This is a genomic window from Streptococcus sp. 4155, from assembly GCF_013276695.1.
In the GTDB taxonomy this organism is placed as follows: Bacteria; Bacillota; Bacilli; order Lactobacillales; family Streptococcaceae; genus Streptococcus; species Streptococcus pseudopneumoniae.
In genome coordinates, this window is the sequence record NZ_VMLM01000087.1 from 1 (window position 1) to 15,330 (window position 15,330).

General features: G+C 38.2%; 16 protein-coding genes and 1 pseudogene. 14 read left to right on the forward strand and 3 right to left on the reverse strand.

The window, feature by feature from the left end; translation table 11 throughout:
- Positions 1-180: 180 nt before the first annotated feature.
- The 5 genes and pseudogenes from HT715_RS12090 to HT715_RS09970 all read left to right on the forward strand — a co-directional run.
- Positions 181-430 (forward strand): annotated as a pseudogene (locus HT715_RS12090) (MazG nucleotide pyrophosphohydrolase domain-containing protein); the annotation flags it as partial.
- 142 nt (positions 431-572) lie between these two features.
- Positions 573-1,361 (forward strand): alpha/beta hydrolase, encoded by a 789-nt coding sequence (locus tag HT715_RS09955; protein ID WP_138707213.1) that lies wholly within the window; start codon positions 573-575, stop codon positions 1,359-1,361.
- Positions 1,362-1,391: 30 nt separating this feature from the next.
- Complete coding sequence (rimM, locus tag HT715_RS09960; RefSeq protein WP_138707212.1) at positions 1,392-1,910, forward strand: ribosome maturation factor RimM; 519 nt, start codon at positions 1,392-1,394, stop codon at positions 1,908-1,910.
- On the forward strand, positions 1,900-2,619 hold the full coding sequence (gene trmD / locus HT715_RS09965) for a tRNA (guanosine(37)-N1)-methyltransferase TrmD (RefSeq protein ID WP_138707214.1): 720 nt from the start codon (positions 1,900-1,902) through the stop codon (positions 2,617-2,619). The genes rimM and trmD overlap by 11 nt, the downstream gene beginning before the upstream one ends.
- A gap of 11 nt (positions 2,620-2,630) precedes the next feature.
- Positions 2,631-2,969, forward strand: coding sequence for an ATP cone domain-containing protein (locus HT715_RS09970; protein WP_001196049.1), 339 nt, complete (start codon positions 2,631-2,633; stop codon positions 2,967-2,969).
- 29 nt (positions 2,970-2,998) lie between these two features.
- Here HT715_RS09970 and HT715_RS09975 read toward each other — a convergent pair whose 3' ends face one another.
- Complete coding sequence (locus tag HT715_RS09975) at positions 2,999-3,319, reverse strand: hypothetical protein (RefSeq protein WP_049513506.1); 321 nt, start codon at positions 3,317-3,319, stop codon at positions 2,999-3,001.
- A 99-nt stretch (positions 3,320-3,418) separates the two neighbouring features.
- Between HT715_RS09975 and HT715_RS09980 the strand changes: the two genes are divergently transcribed.
- On the forward strand, positions 3,419-3,634 hold the full coding sequence (locus HT715_RS09980) for a YdbC family protein (RefSeq protein WP_000807422.1): 216 nt from the start codon (positions 3,419-3,421) through the stop codon (positions 3,632-3,634).
- A gap of 53 nt (positions 3,635-3,687) precedes the next feature.
- Here HT715_RS09980 and HT715_RS09985 read toward each other — a convergent pair whose 3' ends face one another.
- Positions 3,688-4,224, reverse strand: a complete 537-nt coding sequence (locus tag HT715_RS09985; protein ID WP_023933578.1) for a biotin transporter BioY — start codon at positions 4,222-4,224, stop codon at positions 3,688-3,690.
- Positions 4,225-4,649: 425 nt separating this feature from the next.
- Between HT715_RS09985 and HT715_RS09990 the strand changes: the two genes are divergently transcribed.
- From HT715_RS09990 to HT715_RS10005, 4 genes are all read left to right on the forward strand, one after another.
- Complete coding sequence (locus tag HT715_RS09990) at positions 4,650-4,988, forward strand: hypothetical protein (RefSeq protein WP_138706745.1); 339 nt, start codon at positions 4,650-4,652, stop codon at positions 4,986-4,988.
- A 65-nt stretch (positions 4,989-5,053) separates the two neighbouring features.
- Complete coding sequence (locus tag HT715_RS09995) at positions 5,054-7,036, forward strand: ABC transporter permease (protein WP_138707211.1); 1,983 nt, start codon at positions 5,054-5,056, stop codon at positions 7,034-7,036.
- Positions 7,033-7,656, forward strand: a complete 624-nt coding sequence (locus tag HT715_RS10000) for an ATP-binding cassette domain-containing protein (protein ID WP_023935831.1) — start codon at positions 7,033-7,035, stop codon at positions 7,654-7,656. The genes HT715_RS09995 and HT715_RS10000 overlap by 4 nt, the downstream gene beginning before the upstream one ends.
- Entirely contained in the window at positions 7,653-8,153 is a 501-nt protein-coding gene (locus tag HT715_RS10005; RefSeq protein WP_000727307.1) for a hypothetical protein, read from the forward strand. Before HT715_RS10000 ends, HT715_RS10005 begins: the two co-directional genes overlap by 4 nt.
- Positions 8,154-8,318: 165 nt before the next feature.
- Here the strand turns inward: HT715_RS10005 and gor are convergent, their stop codons facing one another.
- Positions 8,319-9,665 carry a glutathione-disulfide reductase gene (gene gor / locus HT715_RS10010; RefSeq protein ID WP_138707210.1) on the reverse strand — a complete coding sequence of 449 codons (1,347 nt, stop codon included), beginning with the start codon at positions 9,663-9,665 and terminating at the stop codon, positions 8,319-8,321.
- A 287-nt stretch (positions 9,666-9,952) separates the two neighbouring features.
- Between gor and HT715_RS10015 the strand changes: the two genes are divergently transcribed.
- From HT715_RS10015 to metG, 4 genes are all read left to right on the forward strand, one after another.
- Positions 9,953-11,152, forward strand: a complete 1,200-nt coding sequence (locus HT715_RS10015) for an efflux RND transporter periplasmic adaptor subunit (RefSeq protein WP_000728649.1) — start codon at positions 9,953-9,955, stop codon at positions 11,150-11,152.
- Positions 11,136-11,837, forward strand: a complete 702-nt coding sequence (locus HT715_RS10020; protein ID WP_000811474.1) for an ABC transporter ATP-binding protein — start codon at positions 11,136-11,138, stop codon at positions 11,835-11,837. The genes HT715_RS10015 and HT715_RS10020 overlap by 17 nt, the downstream gene beginning before the upstream one ends.
- A 1-nt stretch (position 11,838) precedes the next feature.
- Positions 11,839-13,098 carry an ABC transporter permease gene (locus HT715_RS10025; protein ID WP_138707209.1) on the forward strand — a complete coding sequence of 420 codons (1,260 nt, stop codon included), beginning with the start codon at positions 11,839-11,841 and terminating at the stop codon, positions 13,096-13,098.
- A gap of 123 nt (positions 13,099-13,221) precedes the next feature.
- Complete coding sequence (gene metG, locus HT715_RS10030; RefSeq protein WP_001291352.1) at positions 13,222-15,219, forward strand: methionine--tRNA ligase; 1,998 nt, start codon at positions 13,222-13,224, stop codon at positions 15,217-15,219.
- Positions 15,220-15,330: the final 111 nt, after the last annotated feature.

Consider the following 15,330-nt stretch of genomic DNA (forward strand, 5'->3'; position numbering starts at 1 on the left):
CTTNCTATTGGNAANTTGAGAACNTTTNCACTTTCAAAGTNGGTTTGNTTTGAAGGGAGAAATAGAATTGGTTGCTTATACTCAATGAAAATCAAAGAGCAAACTAGGAAGCTAGCCGCAGGCTGTACTGGAGTACGGCAAGGTGAAGCTGACGTAGTTTGAAGAGATTTTCGAAGAGTATTACTCGAACATTACCAGTAGTCTCGAACTGAGGAAGGTCTTTTTATCAAGCTAGTGGAGGAAGTCGGAGAAGTAGCCGAGGTTTTGAATAGGCGCTCTGGTCGAAAAGAAGGGATAGGATTCGAACGAGGAACTTGCCAGAGAACTGACTGATATCATTCACTACACCGTCGCAATCGTCGCCATCAACCATATTGACCTTACCAAGACTATCTTTGAGAAAGATAAGACTGCAGCCATTAAGTACTAACATGAACGTGATTTGGAAGGATTTTTGAAGGTGAAGGAGAATTGATGTCCTCTTCCTCCAACTTGAGAAAATCTTTGGAACGTGATAAAATAAAGGATAAGGATTTTTAATAATTCATTATATAGAATGAGTGGATTTCTTTATGAAGAGGTTTGAAGTATCTACAGAAATTGGTAGTCTCTCTGTTACTTATCAAAATCAAAAGAAAGTGCTAGTTTGTCTAAACGGAGCAGGTTTGCTACCAAGTTATGAAAATTTTTCACTTATACTTGAAAAACTTCCCCCTACAATTGGTTATTTGACAATTGATTTTCCTAACACAGGTAGGAGTCCGATTCATGACCAAGCTGGAAAAAATCTAGATAATCTTGCAGATGCGGTTTATGAAGTACTTGAAGTATTAGGGATTTCTGAATATATACTTTGTGTACATAGTTTGAGTGGAATTTTAGTTTGTAAATTGCTCAAGAAACCAATTAAGTGTCAGGCTTTACTAGCAATTGAACCGACAACTAAAAAAGTCATGTTTGCTGATTTTTCAGAAAATCCTTATCCAGAAATGGAAGAGCAGATGAGGCTGATTGACGAGTGTGGTCCTGAACTTTATTTGAAGAATTTAACTCAAGCAACATTTAGTCCTGAAACGAATAAAGAAATCTGGGAAATAATGCAAGAAAAAGGCTTAGAGTTGGAAAAGCAAAATCCAGAATTTCAGATATCTGGAGAGATTACTGAGAAAGATTTTGAGGATGTATCTATAGAAGCTCATATTCCTGTATTTATTTTTTGTCAGCCTTATAGAGAAAAAGAGTACAGAGAATCAGAATATTGGACTTCCAATACTAAACTCATTTTAGGAGGGAATCACCATTATTTACAATGGTCCGAAGCGGAAAAAATTGCAACTATTATTCGAGAATTGTCAGAATAAGATGGAAAGAAGGAGACTACAGGAGACAAGATGAACTACTTTAATGTTGGGAAAATCGTCAATACGCAGGGGTTGCAGGGTGAGATGCGAGTATTGTCTGTGACGGATTTTGCAGAAGAACGGTTTAAAAAAGGATCTGAGCTGGCCTTGTTTGATGAAAAAGATCAGTTTGTCCAAACAGTGGTTATCGCTAGTCACCGTAAACAGAAGAACTTTGACATTATTAAATTCAAAGATATGTACCATATCAACGCTATCGAAAAGTATAAGGGATACAGTCTCAAGGTTGCTGAGGAAGATTTGAATGACCTAGACGATGGTGAATTCTACTATCACGAGATTATCGGTTTGGAAGTCTATGAGGGTGATAACTTGATTGGAACCATCAAGGAAATCCTGCAACCAGGTGCTAACGATGTCTGGGTGGTCAAGCAAAAAGGCAAACGTGACTTGCTCTTGCCTTATATTCCACCAGTGGTTCTCAATGTTGATATTCCGAATAACCGTGTCGATGTGGAAATTTTAGAAGGGTTAGATGATGAAGATTGATATTTTAACCCTCTTTCCAGAGATGTTTTCTCCACTGGAGCACTCAATCGTTGGAAAGGCTCGAGAAAAAGGGCTCTTGGATATCCAGTATCATAATTTTCGAGAAAATGCTGAAAAGGCCCGTCATGTAGATGATGAGCCCTACGGAGGCGGTCAGGGCATGTTGCTCCGAGCCCAACCCATTTTCGATGCCTTTGATGCTATTGAAAAGAAAAATCCGCGCGTTATTCTCCTCGATCCTGCTGGAAAGCAGTTTGATCAGGCTTATGCTGAAGATTTGGCTCAAGAGGAAGAGCTAATCTTTATCTGTGGGCACTATGAGGGTTATGATGAGCGCATTAAGACCTTGGTAACAGATGAGATTTCCCTAGGCGACTATGTCCTCACTGGTGGAGAATTGGCAGCTATGACCATGATTGATGCTACAGTTCGCCTGATTCCAGAAGTGATTGGCAAGGAGTCTAGCCACCAAGATGATAGTTTTTCTTCAGGTCTTTTAGAATATCCTCAGTACACACGTCCCTATGATTATCGAGGCATGGTCGTGCCAGATGTATTGATGAGTGGCCACCATGAAAAGATTCGTCAGTGGCGATTGTACGAGAGTTTAAAGAAAACCTACGAGCGCAGACCAGATTTACTTGAAGATTATCAACTGACAGCAGAAGAAGAAAAAATGCTGGCAGAAATCAAAGAAAACAAAGAATAAAGGAGAAACCTATGCAAGTAATCAAACGTAATGGCGAAATTGCTGAATTTAATCCAGATAAGATTTACCAAGCCATCTTGAAGGCAGCCCAAACTGTTTATGTTTTGACAGATGATTTGCGTCAAAATCTTGCTCAAGTCACTAAGAAGGTAGTTTTGGATTTACAAGAAGCCAAGGTGGAACGTGCGACTATCAGTATGATTCAATCTATGGTTGAACATCGTTTATTGGGCGCAGGTTACATTACCATTGCAGAACACTACATTTCCTATCGTTTACAACGTGACTTGGAAAGAAGTGGTTATGGAGATCATATCGCAGTTCATTTACATTTTGAACAAATTCGCTAAGAAAAAGAGTGGGATGAAGCAACTACATCTCACTCTTTCTTAAATCTATTTTTTTGGGCTGTTTGGACAGTTGAGGGGACAAATCGCAGGCGTTGAATATCGCTTATACGGATAATCCGGCTCACATTTTTGGCAAAATTTTTCACGATAATTTGCTGTCCTTGCTGATCGTATTTGATGATGTCACCTGTAAAGCTTGTCTCAGACAAGATAAGGTGAACAGCAGTTTGTTTCTGGATAGCCTCTTCAATAGTGGCTGTAAGGGAGTTGCTTTCAGTCTGGTCAGGTTGGTCATGTCCATTTAAAAAGTCATGTATTTTACCTAGAACTTGCTGGAATTTATGTCTCATATTGGCCTCCCTTCTTTTATATCAATATTATATAAAATTTTCCTAAAATCTACAAGATTTTACGAATAATCAGATGAAAGTTAAAAAAAGGAGAAGAAAATGGCAGAATTTACATTTGAAATCGAAGAGCACTTGTTGACTCTTTCTGAAAACGAAAAGGGTTGGACCAAGGAAATCAACCGTGTGAGCTTTAATGGTGCTCCTGCAAAGTTTGATATTCGTGCTTGGAGTCCAGACCATACGAAGATGGGCAAAGGAATTACTCTTTCCAATGAAGAATTTCAAACAATGGTGGATGCTTTTAAAGGAAACTAAGTTTTCAAAATAAAAGAAAAGGATACTGAGTTATGACAACTCGATATCCTTTTTTAGTTAGCAAAGTAAGCCTGATTTTTAAGGCGTTGAAGTAGAGGACGACTAATCAAACTAATAGCTAGAAGTTTACCAAGGTCTGGAATGATAAAGGGAATGACCCCCACAACAAGAGCTTTTTCAAATGCCATTCCAGCTAGAAAATGCAAGCTGAGAATCCCTCCGACAAAGACAAGGGCATCACCCAAGAGATTTGCAAGAAAAATATTGACAATTCCGCTCTTGCTGTTGGTTAGAGAGGAAGTAAGTCCAGAGTAAACGAGATAAAACCAAAGATAGCCTGCAGTAGGGCCAACTAAAGCCTGAAAACCAGCTCCACCTCCTGCAAACACAGGAAGACCGATAGCACCTAGAAGAAGATAGAGTCCAACAGAAAGTACAGCCTCTCTCGGTCTAAATACAGTAGCAATCAAGCCGATTGCAAAGTTTTGCAGAGTGAAGGGAACAGGTCCAACTGGAAGACTGATTTGTGCCAAAACAGCAATGAGAGCAGCCCCAATAGCAGGGATAGCATAAATGTGAGCTTTTTTCAAAATAGTTAACCTCTTTTCTGATGTATAGTAACTATTATACTCATAGAGGAATCATTGTCAACCAATTTTTTAAAACAAGATAACAAAAACTGTAACGGCCGATTTTGCTTATTGGTTAAGTTGGATAATTTTTTTGTTGATTCGAAAATTGTCTGTATAGATAATCCTATTTTATTAATAAAAAATATACTAGTAAATATTTGACAAATTAAAAAATAAGTGTTATATTAAAAATGTAAACGGATGCATTTAGATGTGTTCAATTTTAAAAGGAGGGGTAGTTACGAGATATTTTAACGACTCTAGATACCATAACGGTGATTAAAAACCTAAATATAATCAATTCATATTAAAGTAATATGGAGGGACTAAAAGGGGACTATTACTTAGTCTTCATCAAATATTTTAATCCAAGGAGAAGTAAAATTAAAAAAAGAATTAATAAGAAAGCATCTGTTTTTCTAGCTGCAAGTGTTTTCAGTTTTAGCTTTGCTACTGCAGCTAGTGTTGTTAGTGCAACTACAGCACACCCTGCTCCAAGTCCCATTATTGATGTATGGCAGTATGGTGTAGATAATAGCTATGGTTATTCAAATTACTTTGTTAAGTCTCCAGATAATATTGGCTCAAAATCTTCAGTAACGAATTTTTGGGGAACAGTTAAAGCTCAGGATAAAAAAGATTATGGATGGGCATATTCAAGTGCAACAAAATCTTGGAACGATGTTCGCTTAAATGCATATTGGGATTATTATAGATTTTAAAAATAATTTATGAAAACAGGAGACCCAATTATAAAATAGGGTCTTTTGTAATATGGTAATTGCTTATGAAATTAAAATTATGTATCATTGGATTCTTCTTTTGTTTGATTGCTACAATTGGTCTGGTCACTATTAGTGATACCGAAATCCCCATACCTTTACCAATTGATGGTGCTTTTTCTATCCAAGGAAAAAGTAATCTTTCTAATAACGAAATATATGAAATGGTTCGTGACTTATCAAAAACGGAAAAGGTTACCATTTACAAGCCAATCGTTCAGAGTTCGGGTCAGTTGAAGTATGTAAACTTTGATGATGTAAATAATGAACAATTAAAGTCAGCACCAATAGTAGGGATGTATTACACCCTTGGGAAAATGGATGTAGACAGTTTGAAACCACTTACGATGACTGGACTACAAACAGTCTATATGGCTTATCCTTGGTATATAGGAGGAATATTACAATTCACTGGAACTTTAAGAATACTGTTAATGGGTTCCATTTACTTAACTTTATTAGTTGTTTTATTTGTTGTTAGGACGAGGCAGATCAAAGAAGGAGTGATACGACGTTCTTTGGGCTTGCCTATATACGACTTAAGAAGAGAGTATGGCATTTCTCTTATTTTTGAACTGATTATGATGGCTTTATTGATGATTTCTTACAGTTCTTTTTTGGGAAATGGTTTCTTCACTTATAGTTCTAAGTTATTTTTCTCTCTGCTTTTAACGAATTTTATACTATTTCAAATCATTGATCTCATTACCTTTGTTTTATTTTGGTTGACGATTCAGATTGAAAAGCCCATTGAAATTATCAAAAACAAGGCAAAAAACAAGCTTATTTTTGTCGTATGGCTTGCTATTATTTCGATTATTATCCTTGTCTCAGGAGTTTTTTTACAAGAAACAAAGAGTAGTCAATCTAGTATGAACATACAAATACAGAATTTAGTACCGTGGGACACAGTAAAAGACTGGAGAAGGATTGAGTTCCTTGGAATTGAAAGTAACTCTGCTAAAAATGGAGAAGTTAGTGATTCAGATGGTCAGTATCTACAGATAGTTGCTGCCTTAAAAAACTTAGATTTCTTATATATAGAACGATCTTCAGCATATGTTCCAGATTTTATGAAAACATCTCATGTTTTAGAAGACTTTTCTAAACAATTAGAAAATGACGGAATAACGAATCCAGAAATAAATAAAGAGTTGATTTATATTAATCAAACAGGTGCTAACCTACAAAATAAAGTGAATGGGACAAACTATCATCTTTTAGATAATAAGATAGCAACCATCTATATTCCTGAGAAATGGAAAGAAAACCAGAAATCTATTGAGAATACAGTTGTAGCAGAACAATTTATTGGAACACACTATACAAAAGAACAGCTTGCAGTACAAATAATTCCTGATGGGGAAAAAATTTTTTATTTTAATGAGGATGCTGATATCGATCATAAAAATAAAGATATTTTACCGCTGGCAAGTGTAGCAGATAGCCAAGATAACATTGTTGTTGTGTTAGATACGGACAAAATGATGGAAAATAATAAGTTTACTTTGGCTAGTAATATAACTAATAAGTCTCTTTTTAGTCCTGAAGCGGTAAAAAAAATAAATGAGATGACTGTCCCGTTGAATTTCTCAATGAATCCAGTAGATGTTTACCAAATTGTGAAATTAAAGATTCAATCCTTAGAGCACCAAATTTTACTTTCACAAATCTTGCAGAAGATAATTTACAGTATTATCTTTATACTCATTTATCAATATGTCCAACTTTTTATTACTCTAAAACAGAATGAATATGTGAAAAAAATCATTTTGGGTCTTTCAAAAACATATATAGCAATTTCAAGTCTCAAATATTTTATGATGACTATTACAATGGTTATTCTATTTACATTTCTTGTGACAGGGCAAATAGAGTTGCTATATATTGGAGCGGCTTCTCTGCTAGTTTTGATGTTGTCAATCATAATGAGTTTTAGAAAATTATCTGAAAGCTACACTAAAATTTTAAAAGGAGATGAATCATGACAATTGACCTTTTGAACGTTTCAAAAAGTTTCGGCTCAAAGAAGATCTTTACAGACTTAAATTTAATATTTGAATCTGGAAAAAGCTATGCATTGATTGGAGGTTCTGGCTCCGGTAAAAGTACCCTTCTTAATATTATAGGAAGATTAGAAAAAATTGACAGTGGGAATGTTTTAGTTGATAAACAAGATATTTGGAAGATAAAAGAAAGAACTTTTTTTAAAAATACTGTTGGATATGTATTTCAGAATTATTCTTTAATAGATAACAAAACAGTATATGATAATCTGAGCCTTATCACTAAAGACAAAAAAACAATAACTGACGTACTTGAAAAAGTAGGACTGTCAAGTGACTATTTACACCAAAAAATATATGAATTGTCTGGAGGGCAGGCTCAACGTGTAGCTATTGCCAGAATGTTAATGAAACCACGTAAAATTATCTTAGCAGATGAACCTACAGGAGCTTTAGATGGTGAGATTGGAAAAGAAATTATTCGTTTACTATTGAATGAAACAACTGAAGATAAATATGTCATTATAGCGACACATGATCCAGCTGTCTATAACGAAGTTGATGTGATAATTGACATGAAAGATATAGGGTATAAGGTATGAAAAAGAAAATTTATATTGCTTTGATCTTTGTAACTGGGGTACTCGCCATTTTCTTTTTTGGAAAACAAATGATTACAAAAGAAAATATCAATAAGCCAACGGTAGAGTTAACAATCTATACGCTTTCTTCTAGTGATACAGAAAAATGGAATAAAGTGAGACAAGTAGAAACGGAAGAAGCTATATACTTCATAACTGTGAAAGAAGTATCATCTTCAGAAGAAGTATTTTCAAACATCATTGCAAATGGAGCTGCTACGGGGTTCGGAGTTCGTGAAGAAGAAGTGAAGAAATTCAATAATGGTTTAGGAGACACCATAGAGGACTCTAAGCATAATAAACTAATTGAAATAGAATTTTTTACTTTTTCTGATGATGGCGCGGGATTTGTGGTAGCAAACTTTGACTACGGTAAAGAAGAGTTGAATTCTCAGAAAAAAGATATAAAAGAATTATATAAAAAAATATATGAATCTTTTAAAGAAAAGAATAAATGATTGTATTATAATCCTTGTATTTTGCTATGGTTTGTTAATTGATTTTTGCATATCTTACTTCAACATACTATAAAATAAAACATAAGAAAACGAGTATCTCCAACTACGGAAATACTCGCTTTTTGATATTTAGAAGTGTTTTTTGCTTTGCTTCTTTTGTTTCGATTAACGCATGGTTACAAATTCTTCAGATGAAGTTGGGTGAATCGCTACAGTTGCGTCAAAGTCAGCCTTGGTTGCTCCCATTTTGATAGCAACGGCAAATCCCTGAATCATTTCATCAACGCCGTAGCCAATTCCATGAAGTCCGACAACTTTTTCTTCTGAAGCAGCTGTTATGAGTTTGAAACGGGATTCTTGACGGTTGCGAGTGCAAGCAGAGTACATAGATGCAAAGCTTGATTTGTAAACCTTGATTTGGTCTTGACCGTATTCTTTAATAGCTTGCTCTTCTGTCAAACCAACAGTTCCGATAGCAGGGTGTGAAAAGACAACGGTTGGAATAGTTGAGTAATCCATTTTAGCAGTTGTTTTTCCGTTAAAGAGACGTTCAGATAAAGTACGTCCAGCCTTGATAGCAACTGGAGTCAGTTCTTTTTCACCTGTTACATCACCTAGAGCATAGATTCCCTCAACAACAGTATTTTGGTATTCATCCACTTGGATAAAGCCACGCTCATTCAGAGTCACTCCAGCTTTTTCAAGTTGCAAGCCCTTAACGTTTGGACGGCGGCCTGTAGCCCAGATAACTTGGCTAGCTGTGTGACTAGTACCATCTTCGAAATGAATGGTAATGCCGTCAGTAGTTTTTTCTAACTTGACAGGGACTTTGTGAGTGTGAAGTGGTAAGTTTGTTCTTTCCATTTCCTTGACCAAACCTTCAACGATGTAGGAATCAAAACCACGTAAAGGACGATCGCGGCGAACAAAGAGATCTGTCTTGACACCAAAAGTGTGGAGTACGCCAGCTAATTCAACGGCGATATAACCAGCGCCTAGAATGGCAATTGACTCTGGAAGTTCTTCCCAGGCAAATACATCATCAGAAGAGCCACCTAGCTCAGCACCAGGAATATTAGGAATACTTGGATGGGCACCTGTAGCAATCACGATATGTTTAGCACGAATCAGTTCACCATTTACGCTGACAGTATGAGAATCTACAAATTCAGCATGACCTTCGATCAGCTCTACGCCGTTGCGTTTAAAACTGCCATCATAAGAAGAACGAGCGCGATCGATGTAAGCTTCACGATTGCGACGTAGGGTAGCAAAGTCAAAGTTAGGATCAGTAGTCTTAAAGCCGTAGTCTTCTCCAAATTGATGGAAAGTCTCAGCGATTTGCGCCCCGTACCACATGATTTTTTTAGGAACGCAGCCGACATTGACGCAAGTTCCACCTAGTTTCTTTTCTTCAATAACGGCCGCTTTGGCTCCATGTTCACCAGCACGGTTCATGGTGGCAATTCCTCCGCTACCTCCACCGATAGCGATGATATCGTATTCTCTCATTGAAAACTCCTTTGTACTCTTTTAAATAGTAGAGTGTCATTTTTTGATAGTCATATTCTATCTTTTTTTTGATGTGATTGCAAAAATCTGCTACGCACAAAAAATTGCAAAAAAGCTTGCCAAATAAGTCAAGATAGTGTATCATATAACTAGTACAATATAAAAGGAGGATTTCCGAACGATTGTTTAATCCTGAACTGTCATTATTTCCATCTGAATTGCATTGTTTGCTGGAGGGAAATCTGGTATAATAGCAAAGTATTGTAAAAAAGAAAAGGAGTTTCATTATGAAGAAAAAGAATGGTAAAGCTAAAAAGTGGCAATTGTATGCAGCAATTGGTGCTGCAAGTGTAGTTGTATTGGGTGCCGGGGGGATTTTACTCTTTAGACAACCCTCGCAAACCGCTGTAAAAGATGAACCTACTCATCTTGTTGTTGCCAAGGAAGGAAGCGTGGCATCCTCTGTTTTATTATCAGGAACAGTAACGGCAAAAAATGAACAATACGTTTATTTTGATGCTAGCAAGGGAGATTTAGACGAAATCCTTGTTTCTGTGGGCGATAAGGTCAGCGAAGGGCAGGCTCTAGTCAAGTACAGTAGTTCAGAAGCCCAGGCGGCCTATGATTCAGCTAGTCGAGCAGTCGCTAAGGCAGATCGTCATATCAATGAACTCAATCAAGCACGAAATGAAGCCGCTTCAGCTCCGGCTCCACAGTTACCAGCGCCAGTAGGAGGAGAAGATGCAACGGCGCAAAGCCCAACTCCAGTGGCTGGAAATTCTCTTGCCTCTATTGACGCTCAATTGGGTGATGCCCGTGATGCGCGTGCAGACGCTGCGGCGCAATTAAGCAAGGCTCAAAGTCAATTGGATGCAACAACTGTTCTCAGTACCCTAGAGGGAACTGTAGTCGAAGTCAATAGCAATGTTTCTAAATCTCCAACAGGGGCGAGTCAAGTTATGGTTCATATTGTCAGCAATGAAAATTTACAAGTCAAGGGAGAATTGTCTGAGTACAATCTAGCCAACCTTTCTGTAGGTCAAGAAGTAAGCTTTACTTCTAAAGTATATCCTGATAAAAAATGGACTGGGAAATTAAGCTATATTTCTGACTATCCTAAAAACAATGGTGAAGCAGCTAGTCCAGCAGCTGGGGCTAATACAGGTTCTAAATACCCTTATACTATTGATGTGACAGGCGAAGTTGGTGATTTGAAACAAGGATTCTCAGTAAGTGTTGAAGTCAAAAATAAGAGTAAAGCCATTTTGGTTCCTCTAACAAGTGTTGTGACTGAAAATGATAAGAACTATGTCTGGGTGCTTGACGAGCAGAAAAAGGCCAAGAAAGTGGAAGTTGGTTTGGGCAATGCTGATGCAGACAACCAAGAAATCACTTCAGGTCTGACAAATGGAGTCAAGGTCATCAGTAACCCAACGTCTTCCTTGGAAGAAGGAAAAGAGGTGAAGGCTGATGAAGCAACTAATTAGTCTAAAAAATATCTGCAGAAGCTATCGCAATGGTGACCAAGAACTGCAGGTTCTCAAAAACATCAATCTAGAAGTGAATGAGGGTGAATTTGTTGCCATCATGGGACCATCTGGTTCGGGGAAGTCCACTCTGATGAATACGATTGGCATGTTGGATACACCAACCAGTGGAGAGTATTATCTTGAAGGCCAAGAAGTGGCTGGACTGGGTGAAAAACAATTAGCCAAGGTTCGTAACCAACAAATCGGTTTTGTCTTTCAGCAGTTCTTTCTTCTATCCAAACTCAATGCTCTGCAAAATGTAGAATTGCCCTTGATTTACGCAGGAGTTTCGTCTTCAAAACGTCGCAAGTTGGCTGAGGAGTATTTAGACAAGGTTGAATTGACAGAACGTAGTCACCATTTGCCTTCGGAATTATCTGGTGGTCAAAAGCAACGTGTGGCTATTGCGCGTGCCTTGGTAAACAATCCTTCTATTATCTTAGCAGACGAACCGACAGGAGCCTTGGATACCAAAACAGGAAATCAAATTATGCAACTATTGGTTGACTTGAACAAAGAAGGAAAAACCATTATCATGGTAACGCATGAGCCTGAAATAGCTGCTTATGCCAAACGTCAGATTGTCATTCGCGATGGAGTTATTTCATCTGATAGTGCTCAGTTAGAAAAGGAGGAAAACTAAGATGCAGAATCTGAAATTTGCCTTTTCATCTATCATGGCTCACAAGATGCGTTCTTTGCTTACCATGATTGGGATTATTATCGGTGTTTCATCAGTTGTTGTGATTATGGCTTTGGGAGATTCCCTATCTCGTCAAGTTAATAAAGATATGACCAAATCTCAGAAAAATATTAGCGTCTTCTTCTCTCCTAAAAAAAGTAAAGATGGGTCTTTTACTCAGAAACAATCAGCTTTTACGGTTTCTGGAAAGGAAGAGGAAATTCCTGTTGAACCGCCAAAACCGCAAGAATCCTGGGTCCAAGAGGCAGCCAAACTCAAGGGAGTGGATAGTTACTATGTAACCAATTCAACGAATGCCATCTTGACCTATCAAGATAAAAAGGTTGAGAATGCTAATTTGACAGGTGGAAACAGAACTTACATGGACGCTGTTAAGAATGAAATTATTGCAGGTCGTAGTCTGAGAGAGCAAGATTTCAAAGAGTTTGCAAGTGTCATTTTGCTAGATGAGGAATTGTCCATTAGTTTATTTGGCTCTCCACAAGAGGCTATTAACAAGGTTGTAGAAGTCAATGGATTTAGTTATCGGGTCATTGGGGTTTATACTAGTCCGGAGGCTAAAAAGTCAAAAATATATGGGTTTGGTGGCTTGCCTATTACTACCAATATCTCCCTTGCTGCGAATTTTAATGTAGATGAAATAGCTAGTATTGTTTTTCGAGTGAATGATACCAGTTTAACCCCAACTCTGGGTCCAGAACTGGCACGAAAAATGACAGAGCTTGCAGGCTTACAACAGGGAGAATACCAGGTGGCAGATGAGTCCGTTGTATTTGCAGAAATTCAACAATCGTTTAGTTTTATGACGACGATTATTAGTTCCATCGCAGGGATTTCTCTCTTTGTTGGAGGAACTGGTGTCATGAACATCATGCTGGTTTCGGTGACAGAGCGCACTCGTGAGATTGGTCTTCGTAAGGCTTTGGGCGCAACACGTGCCAATATTTTAATTCAGTTTTTGATTGAATCCATGATTTTGACCTTGTTAGGTGGCTTAATTGGCTTGACAATTGCAAGTGGTTTAACTGCCTTAGCAGGTTTGTTATTGCAAGGTTTAATAGAAGGTATAGAAGTTGGAGTATCAATCCCAGTTGCCCTATTTAGTCTTGCAGTTTCGGCTAGTGTGGGTATGATTTTTGGGGTCTTGCCAGCCAACAAGGCATCGAAACTTGATCCAATTGAAGCCCTTCGTTATGAATAAGATCAACAAGATGGACACTCGTCTATCTTGTTTTTGTATGGATTTCCCTATCGAAAATCCTTAAAAATGTGATATAATGAAGTGTTAGAAAAACAGGTTTCATTTGCCTGGAAAGGAAAAATTATGTCTGAAAAGAATTTTTATATTACAACGCCGATTTACTATCCATCTGGAAAACTGCATATCGGTTCTGCCTACACAACCATTGCTTGTGATGTCCTAGCACGTTACAAACGCCTGATGGGCTACGATGTCTTTTATTTGACAGGTCTTGATGAACATGGTCAGAAGATCCAGCAGAAAGCTGAAGAAGCTGGCATTACACCACAAGCCTATGTTGATGGGATGGCAGTTGGAGTCAAAGAACTCTGGAAATTACTAGATATCTCATACGATAAATTTATCCGTACAACTGATGACTACCATGAAAAAGTTGTCGCACAGGTCTTTGAACGCTTACTTGCTCAAGATGATATCTACTTGGGTGAATACTCTGGTTGGTATTCAGTATCAGACGAAGAATTCTTTACAGAAAGCCAACTGGCAGAAGTTTTCCGTGATGAAGCTGGAAATGTGACTGGTGGTATTGCTCCATCATGTCACGAGGTTGAATGGGTATCCGAAGAATCATACTTCCTTCGCCTTAGCAAATACCAAGATCGTTTGGTCGAATTTTTCAAGTCCCATCCTGAATTTATCACTCCAGATGGTCGTCTGAATGAAATGCTTCGCAACTTCATCGAGCCAGGTTTAGAGGATTTGGCAGTTTCTCGTACAACCTTTACCTGGGGTGTCCCAGTCCCATCAAATCCTAAGCACGTTGTCTATGTTTGGATTGATGCCCTTCTTAACTATGCGACAGCTCTTGGCTACGGTCAAGACGAACATGGTAACTTTGACAAGTTCTGGAATGGAACAGTCTTCCATATGGTAGGAAAAGACATCCTTCGCTTCCACTCTATCTACTGGCCAATCCTTCTTATGATGTTGGATGTTAAATTACCTGATCGTTTGATTGCCCATGGTTGGTTTGTCATGAAAGACGGAAAAATGTCTAAGTCTAAAGGAAATGTCGTTTACCCTGAAATGTTGGTAGAGCGTTATGGGCTTGACCCACTTCGTTACTACCTCATGCGTAGCCTTCCAGTTGGTTCAGACGGAACCTTCACTCCTGAAGACTATGTCGGCCGTATCAACTATGAATTGGCCAATGACCTTGGGAACCTCCTTAACCGTACGGTCTCTATGATTAACAAGTACTTTGATGGGCAAATTCCAGCCTATGTAGAGGGTGTAACAGAGTTTGACAATGCTCTTGCTGAGGTTGCAGAGCAATCAATCGCCGACTACCATACACACATGGAAGCAGTTGACTATCCACGTGCCCTTGAAGCAGTCTGGATCCTTATCTCTCGTACTAACAAATACATCGACGAGACAGCTCCATGGGTCTTGGCTAAGGATGAAGCACTCCGCGATCAATTGGCAAGTGTTATGAGCCACTTGGCAGCCAGCCTTCGTGTTGTAGCTCACTTGATTGAGCCATTTATGATGGAAACCAGTCGTGCAGTCTTGACTCAACTTGGCTTGGAAGAAGTAGCGAGCCTTGAAAACTTGAGCTTGGCTGACTTCCCGGCAGATGAGACTGTAGTTGCCAAAGGAACACCAATCTTCCCACGTTTGGATATGGAAGAAGAAATCGCCTATATCAAGGAACAAATGGAAGGTAACAAGCCAGCTGTCGAAAAAGAATGGAATCCAGACGAAGTCGAACTCAAACTCAACAAGGAAGAAATCAAGTTTGAAGACTTTGACAAGGTCGAAATCCGTGTTGCCGAAGTTAAAGAGGTGTCTAAAGTGGAAAGTTCTGATAAGTTGCTTCAATTCCGCTTGGATGCTGGTGATGGAGAAGATCGTCAAATTCTTTCTGGAATTGCAAAATACTATCCAAATGAACAAGAATTGGTCGGCAAGAAAGTTCAAATTGTTGCCAATCTCAAACCACGTAAAATGATGAAAAAATATGTCAGCCAAGGGATGATTCTCTCAGCTGAACATGATGGACAATTAACCCTTCTTACAGTTGATCCAGCTGTACCAAACGGAAGTGTGATTGGGTAACAATAGACAGGACTAGTTCATGCTAGTTCTGTTTTTTATTTACACTCAATGAAAATCAAAGAGCAAACTAGGAAGCTAGCCGCAGGTTGCTCATACTGGACTAAAATCAAA

What these genes read in the sequence shown, in the direction of transcription:
- HT715_RS09980 (WP_000807422.1), top strand. Translation starts at nt 3,419, where the DNA reads ATGGCAGAATTTACATTTGAAATCGAAGAGCACTTGTTGACTCTTTCT.
- metG (WP_001291352.1), top strand. Translation starts at nt 13,222, where the DNA reads ATGTCTGAAAAGAATTTTTATATTACAACGCCGATTTACTATCCATCT.
- HT715_RS10020 (WP_000811474.1), top strand. Translation starts at nt 11,136, where the DNA reads ATGAAGCAACTAATTAGTCTAAAAAATATCTGCAGAAGCTATCGCAAT.
- HT715_RS09955 (WP_138707213.1), top strand. Translation starts at nt 573, where the DNA reads ATGAAGAGGTTTGAAGTATCTACAGAAATTGGTAGTCTCTCTGTTACT.
- HT715_RS10000 (WP_023935831.1), top strand. Translation starts at nt 7,033, where the DNA reads ATGACAATTGACCTTTTGAACGTTTCAAAAAGTTTCGGCTCAAAGAAG.
- HT715_RS10025 (WP_138707209.1), top strand. Translation starts at nt 11,839, where the DNA reads ATGCAGAATCTGAAATTTGCCTTTTCATCTATCATGGCTCACAAGATG.
- HT715_RS09970 (WP_001196049.1), top strand. Translation starts at nt 2,631, where the DNA reads ATGCAAGTAATCAAACGTAATGGCGAAATTGCTGAATTTAATCCAGAT.
- HT715_RS09995 (WP_138707211.1), top strand. Translation starts at nt 5,054, where the DNA reads ATGAAATTAAAATTATGTATCATTGGATTCTTCTTTTGTTTGATTGCT.
- gor (WP_138707210.1), bottom strand. Translation starts at nt 9,665, where the DNA reads ATGAGAGAATACGATATCATCGCTATCGGTGGAGGTAGCGGAGGAATT.
- trmD (WP_138707214.1), top strand. Translation starts at nt 1,900, where the DNA reads ATGAAGATTGATATTTTAACCCTCTTTCCAGAGATGTTTTCTCCACTG.
- HT715_RS09975 (WP_049513506.1), bottom strand. Translation starts at nt 3,319, where the DNA reads ATGAGACATAAATTCCAGCAAGTTCTAGGTAAAATACATGACTTTTTA.
- HT715_RS10015 (WP_000728649.1), top strand. Translation starts at nt 9,953, where the DNA reads ATGAAGAAAAAGAATGGTAAAGCTAAAAAGTGGCAATTGTATGCAGCA.
- HT715_RS10005 (WP_000727307.1), top strand. Translation starts at nt 7,653, where the DNA reads ATGAAAAAGAAAATTTATATTGCTTTGATCTTTGTAACTGGGGTACTC.
- rimM (WP_138707212.1), top strand. Translation starts at nt 1,392, where the DNA reads ATGAACTACTTTAATGTTGGGAAAATCGTCAATACGCAGGGGTTGCAG.